Genomic DNA, 6,000 nt, shown 5'->3' with positions numbered 1-6,000 from the left:
AATTTTAGCGAAGCCAGCACAGCGATAACGAATTACATCACGGGATATTACAGCCAGCTCAGACCTCATCAATATAATGGAGGTCTGACGCCGAATGAATCAGAGCGATTGTTCTGGAAAAACTCTAAAACCGTGGCCAGTTTTAGTTGACCACTACAAATAAATATGATTTGCCTGTTGACGTGGATACAGCAGCGGCAAGGCTTAAACGCCATTATAAGTTCGTTTCCAATGAAGAAGTGGATTCTATCAAGAAGAAAAATACTAATGGTGCCTGGGTCGCAAGCGCAATAACCGGTAATGGCCAGGAATGGGAAGCGATGCCTGGAAGTTATTATAAAATGGGATCTGACTGGGGAGATCAGGATGATCACCTTACCATAGAGGTTGAGAAAAATGGTGCAGGAAGTCGACTTTATATTACCTATAGTTCATCGTCACAAAAAAGACTGGCAAGTGACAGCCTTCAGCAGTTAATGAAGAATATTAAAGATGTGGCAATAGGCGCCAAACGTTAAATATGTGGCAGGGTATATATCCTGCCAGTCATATATTTTTCGTTTGTTATTTTAAAGTAAAATCATTGCATAATGATATTTGATTTATAAAATACTCAGTGGAGTCTAAAGTTTTTCTTGCATCGTTCTTATCTATGCTGGTAATTTCATGGGTTGCCATATTACCATCTAGGCGTATTAGGTTTGATATATGGTAGTGTTTGGTTTCATCAGATCTATCATTTGAAGTGGGAAATAGTTCTTCTAATCTATTTTTAAGTTTTACTTGTTTTTTAGTTCCGTAATATATTCTTTCCCATCATAAAAAGTCCAAGATGCGTCATGCCATTTTGTTATTTCTAATTCGTTTGTTTTATCGCATTTTGGGCATTGATTATAAAAATAAAACTGTATATTTTCCATTTCTCCGACACTCCTTTAATTATTTTTCTGGTTATTGTCTGATGTTTTTGTTTAGCATTTGACGACCCAATACTTGGTTGATAGTATTTATAGCGCTGTAACGTTGCTTCGGCAACCACCAATGCTCCTGTAGCCTGTGAGGAGCGCCTTCGGGTGGCTACTGTCGCGAAAGCGACCACCAATGTTCCGTGCAGTCTGTGAGGAACGCCTTCGGGTGACTGCAAAAGAATTCTCCCGCAGCCTGAAAGGGAGAGCATATTGAATGTGGTACATCTGCACACCTTTGGAAGCAGATATCGTCAATACAAGCGCACTATGACGTGGCGATGAGGGTTTCTTTCTCTTTGCTCAGCTGCACACCGGTTCGGGTGTTGCACAACGGGCTGGCCACTTCCAGTCAGACGAATGTCGTCTGTGGAAGTCGCATCAACATTTCGTTTCTTCAGTGATACGTCCTGAGTTTCGTACGACTTTTGCATCGACCGGATAAGGCCATTTGGAACATTTGGCCGCTTACGGCGTTGCATTACGAGCACGAAACTGCGCGGCGTCACTTGTGTGCAAGCGAAGCGAACACCAAGTGACGCGCGCAGCGCATACCATTCAAACACACGCACAGCGTGGTTTTCATCGTTTTCGTACCATCTGACACACACGTAGTCCGTGTTATTCGGAGAGAAAACGTCTTCACATCAACGTTTGCACGACGGAATACCCGTCTGAACGTCTCAAACTTAATAAGGAGAAAATCGGCTCGATATCGATGGCGACACTACGCAGGTAGTGTTGGAGGCAGCTTGACGAACGTCAGCTCTGCATTAGCAGCAAACAGGTCAGAGACCTGCGGTGCCTCGCAAGAACTCAACATTTCGCCGCCCCGATGCACAGATATCAGCTGAGACGCAGGAAGCGCAAAAGTAACCGTGTCGTCGGGGATGAAATCATGGGGTACAGATCCGTCTGTTTTGTAGAAAGCAGAAGGTTGTGTATGCCACAGGGAGATATAAGAATGTCCAGATTCAGTAAGCAACTTGATAAACAGCTCGTCACGCTTGCGCGTCAGGGGCAGGGTAGTTTTAAAACTGTTGCAGACCGTTCAAGAATTGCCGAACGATTCTCTGAACGGCTGGCGAAGTTAAATATTCAGATCAGGGATGCAAAGCATATAAAGACTGTCCATATTCAGAGATACATCCAGAGTCGACAGGCAGAAAAAATATCAAATCGGACATTGCAAAACGAAATGGCGGCTGTACGTTCTATCATGTCTGTTGCCGGAAGAAATAAACTGGCAAATCCTCAGCATGAATTATTGAGCAACAAAGCGTTGGGAATTTCTGATGCAAGCCGGGATGGTACTAAAAAAGCAATATCTGACGACACGCTTCGTGAGGTTATTAATTATGCAATGAAAAAAGACGAAGGTGTGGCCCTCGCGGTTCAACTGGCTCGTTATATTGGACTTAGAACTGAAGAAACTGTTCAGTCAGCTAAATCATTAAAAACGTGGCAGCAGTCGCTTTTAAGTGGAAATGAACGTGTCCGGGTTGTATTCGGAACAAAAGGTGGGCGTCCGAGAGAGACAACAGTTTTTGACAGGGAAAAAGTTCTGACGCTTTTAAATAAAGCTATTACGTATTGTGACAATAATAACGGGAAACTTATCAACAAGCCAACCTTGCATACTGCAATAGAACGCTATCGTAATATTCTTCGCGATGCCGGAATGACAGGGGAGAATGCGCCGCATTCTTTGCGCTATGCGTATGCAAAAGATGCTGTGAATTTTCATGTCAATAATGGCATGAGCCGGAATGAAGCGGAGGCTTTAGTATCGATGGATTTAGGTCATGGAGATGGACGAGGACGTTATATAAAGCAAGTGTATTTTAAAGAAGGTTTGGATGAATGAATGTTTATAAGTTAGAGCATGAGTATTCCCGCTCGCATAAGTTTTATGGTGTGCGTACAATGTTGACATTTCACGAACTGAATGTCCTGTGCGCATATCTGCAATTGTTACATTTTGAACTTCCCCGTATTGATGGTGCAGAAGATACCATCGCAGAGGATAATGGAGAGAAATTACTTAAAACCATCTTTAATACTGAGTCTGTTTATGAAGAGGAAAAATATTCACAAACACTGGATTTTCATGATAACTGGAATGAATACTGTGGCGGCCGTCTGGGTGAATATATGCATGAGATTATTCAGGTTGCCAGACCAGATGCGTACAAAAAATTGCTACAAAATATGATAGCTGAATGTCGGGATGCGTTCAGTCGATATCGCGAAGGAAAATTCTGGCTGGAAAACCCTGACAAATGGATCAGCGATGTTAAAAGTAATATTCATCGGCTCCACCACCTTGTTGAAGGGGGCGCAGTAAAGCCTGAGTGGGGCTGGCAGACGATGGGTGGTGCTTCGTGTACAGGACGTGTTTATGTGCGTAATGATAATCAACCCGACGTACCGTCTCCGTATGATGACTGAAGACGTTTGTCACCGTCGCTCACAATAGGCGACGGTGACTTGAAATCACCTTGCGGGTGTGCTTATTATTTAAACGCTAACCTGTCGCTTAAGCGACCACCAATGTTTCAGCAGTCTGTGAGAAACGCCTTCGGGTGACTGCAAAGAAATCTCCCCCAGCCTGAAAGGGAGAGCATATTGAATGTGGTACATCTGCGCACCTTTGGAAGCAGATATCGTCAGTACAAGCGCACTATGACGCGACGATGAAGGTTTCTTAAACTAACCAGACAGTCAGAACAATGTCGTTTCTGACTCCCCGACGGGAAATATCTTCCCGATCGGGCAGGTGTTTCCCGTTTTTTTTACAGGAGAAACACGATGTCCGAATCATCCGGTTTAGCACTTCCCCTCATTGTTCACTGGCCTTATCGCTTAAAAACGGTCATTCAGCGAATAACCCGGGGCAGACGGTTACCCCATGACAGCAAGTGGTTTACCAACGTGCCTGGTAATTTTGTCGTTCGCGCTCATGTCGCGTCGACAGAGAAGGGGCTGCGGGTATGGCTCACGCTACGCAGAGGCTGGCACAGCGGTGAATATGTTTATTCTCGTTTAGCTGTACCGGTTCCTGAAAATGCCGGACGCCGCAAAGCTTACCGGCTTGCGTGCAGACAGGCCGAGCATCTTGCTCATTTCCGTTATCGCTTCCAGCCATAACAGCCATCCATTACCTCATATATCTGAGCAGTTGATGTCAGCTTAACAGTTGTAGTCTGTGACCCACCCTGACGGGGATTTATTTCCCGTCCGGGGGATAAATCCCCTTTTTGTTAACTATTAAAGAGGATTTATCCATGACTGAACGTTTCTTACCAGCAGGCCACCCTGTTGTTTACACTATCGAGCAGCGGAGTACCGTTCCGGTCGAGACCTGGAACAAATTTACCTCAGCGATTATCGATATATACCACTGCCTGCCATGCTGCATGCGGCCGGTGAATCCGCGCCGGAACAATGAGCAAACCGGTGCTTTCTCACTTTTCCATCCCGACAGTACTCCAAAAGCTGACGAGCTGGTCTTCAGCGGTAAAACGGGCGAAGGTTACAGGCATCGTATCATTACCATATCGCGTGAGCGTACCCGGGATGTCCTGAGCGTGGATGAGATTGAAACAGAGCATCAGATGTCGGTAGATTTGTTTACCCGCATGGTAATGCTGGCGCTTCATAATATCTGTGCTGCACATTTTATTGTTCATTCCACAGCAGGAGCCTGTTCATGGGCGCTGCCTCTGGCCATCCTGAACCGGGCCCGTGACGACCAGTTCTCAGCTTGGGAACTCCCTGATGCGGTGCAGTATGCCACATCGTTTTCGCAGGAAAATGCCCGGCTGACTGAACAGGCTATTGCCGGCAGTCTGACGCTGAGCGCGGGAATAAATCTCTCCCGCGAGCAGTGGGAGGATATTGCCGCTCTGGAGTTCAGATTGTATGAACCCCGGGCGTGCCTTTCAGCCGATCCGGAAGCCCTTTCGCTGGAACTCGTTTTAGGCTCCAGTACCGCTGATCTGGTGACGTTGAGTGGTTTAGACGCTCTGCTTTACTGGGTCAGCGTCAAAATGCCGGACTATGCGGAACGCGTTCCGGATCAGGAACCGATATTTCTGTCCCGCAATCATCTCGCATTACTGCGCGATGACATCCGCAACGGCTGGTTCTCGTCGTACAACAACGATCCGACCTACGGGGAGATGTTCTGTACCGAGCTGCAGCTGATTGCCGTGTGGGCGGAATACTGTATCCGTACGCTGGACATGGAGCGGGAAAGCGTTTTTCTGTTTGCGATCTGGTGAGCGCTGGTTCGTTTTAATCCTTTAGCGGTGCTGTAACGCCGTCTGAATAACACCAACCCGGCAGGGAACCTTCCTGCCGGAGGTCCCTGTCTTTCAGGAGCGCGAATATGTTGCGTTTTTACGGAAAAGACCTGAAAGCTGTTCTGACCGAGTCCTTAAGTCGCGACAGGCCTGTGGTACTCACCTGTGACGTAACCGTGTCTTTGTCCGTTCAGGATGGCGAACGTTTCCGTTCAGCCCCCGGACGTGAAGAGCAGTTACGGCACCAGGCGTTTGCCGATGGCTGTCATCCCGACAGGGAGCAGGGATGGGCTACGCTGGCCCCTGTGCTGGTCGACAATGCTGTTTTCACTAAACCTCTCGTCCTGACGGAAGGGCATATATGGGACATGCTGACGAATAATCATCAGCTGACACTGATGCTTTCAGATAACGATATCGCGGTATACAGCGGAGAGCGGCGTTATGTGCCGGTGGCTGGTTACCGGGATCTGACAGACAGGCTGCATGTAACGGCCACCGGGCATTTAGGTGCCTGCAGCAGCCGCAGCGAGCTGAAGTGCTGGCGTATGACTGCGCGACGGCTGCTTCAGGATGTTCATCCCGTCGCGTGTCGTCATGCCAGGCTTGCGGATCATCACCGGTTTTTGGTGGCCGCTCATCATCTGCAACGCCGGACAGAATGTGTTTCACCTGACGGGGCGCTGCTGCTGAACGCCTGATTTTACTACCACCCGCCTGCGGCGTGC

The 6,000-nt window shown here is 47.5% G+C and carries 5 protein-coding genes and 2 pseudogenes; all 7 read left to right on the top strand.

Annotation, left to right across the window (positions count from 1 at the left end; genetic code table 11):
- Positions 1 to 150: pseudogene (locus tag EB241_RS17340) on the top strand (IS3 family transposase); the annotation flags it as partial.
- A gap of 14 nt (positions 151 to 164) precedes the next feature.
- Positions 165 to 518 (top strand): annotated as a pseudogene (locus EB241_RS17335) (hypothetical protein); the annotation flags it as partial.
- Positions 519 to 1,929: 1,411 nt separating this feature from the next.
- A complete protein-coding gene (locus tag EB241_RS17325) occupies positions 1,930 to 2,832 on the top strand; it encodes an integrase domain-containing protein (protein ID WP_199737383.1) in 903 nt (300 codons plus the stop codon).
- Positions 2,829 to 3,416 (top strand): hypothetical protein, encoded by a 588-nt coding sequence (locus tag EB241_RS17320; RefSeq protein WP_124234350.1) that lies wholly within the window; start codon positions 2,829 to 2,831, stop codon positions 3,414 to 3,416. The genes EB241_RS17325 and EB241_RS17320 overlap by 4 nt, the downstream gene beginning before the upstream one ends.
- 360 nt (positions 3,417 to 3,776) lie before the next feature.
- Positions 3,777 to 4,115 carry a hypothetical protein gene (locus EB241_RS17315; RefSeq protein ID WP_124234349.1) on the top strand — a complete coding sequence of 113 codons (339 nt, stop codon included), beginning with the start codon at positions 3,777 to 3,779 and terminating at the stop codon, positions 4,113 to 4,115.
- Between the two features lie 137 nt (positions 4,116 to 4,252).
- Positions 4,253 to 5,251: a hypothetical protein gene (locus EB241_RS17310; protein WP_124234348.1), complete on the top strand. Its 999-nt coding sequence runs from the start codon at positions 4,253 to 4,255 to the stop codon at positions 5,249 to 5,251.
- Positions 5,252 to 5,358: 107 nt separating this feature from the next.
- Entirely contained in the window at positions 5,359 to 5,973 is a 615-nt protein-coding gene (locus EB241_RS17305) for a hypothetical protein (RefSeq protein WP_124234347.1), read from the top strand.
- Positions 5,974 to 6,000 lie beyond the last annotated feature (27 nt).

The organism is Erwinia psidii (assembly GCF_003846135.1).
GTDB lineage: Bacteria > Pseudomonadota > Gammaproteobacteria > Enterobacterales > Enterobacteriaceae > Erwinia > Erwinia psidii.
Note: the sequence above shows the minus strand (reverse complement) of the source record. Positions and strands in the feature narration are given on the sequence as shown.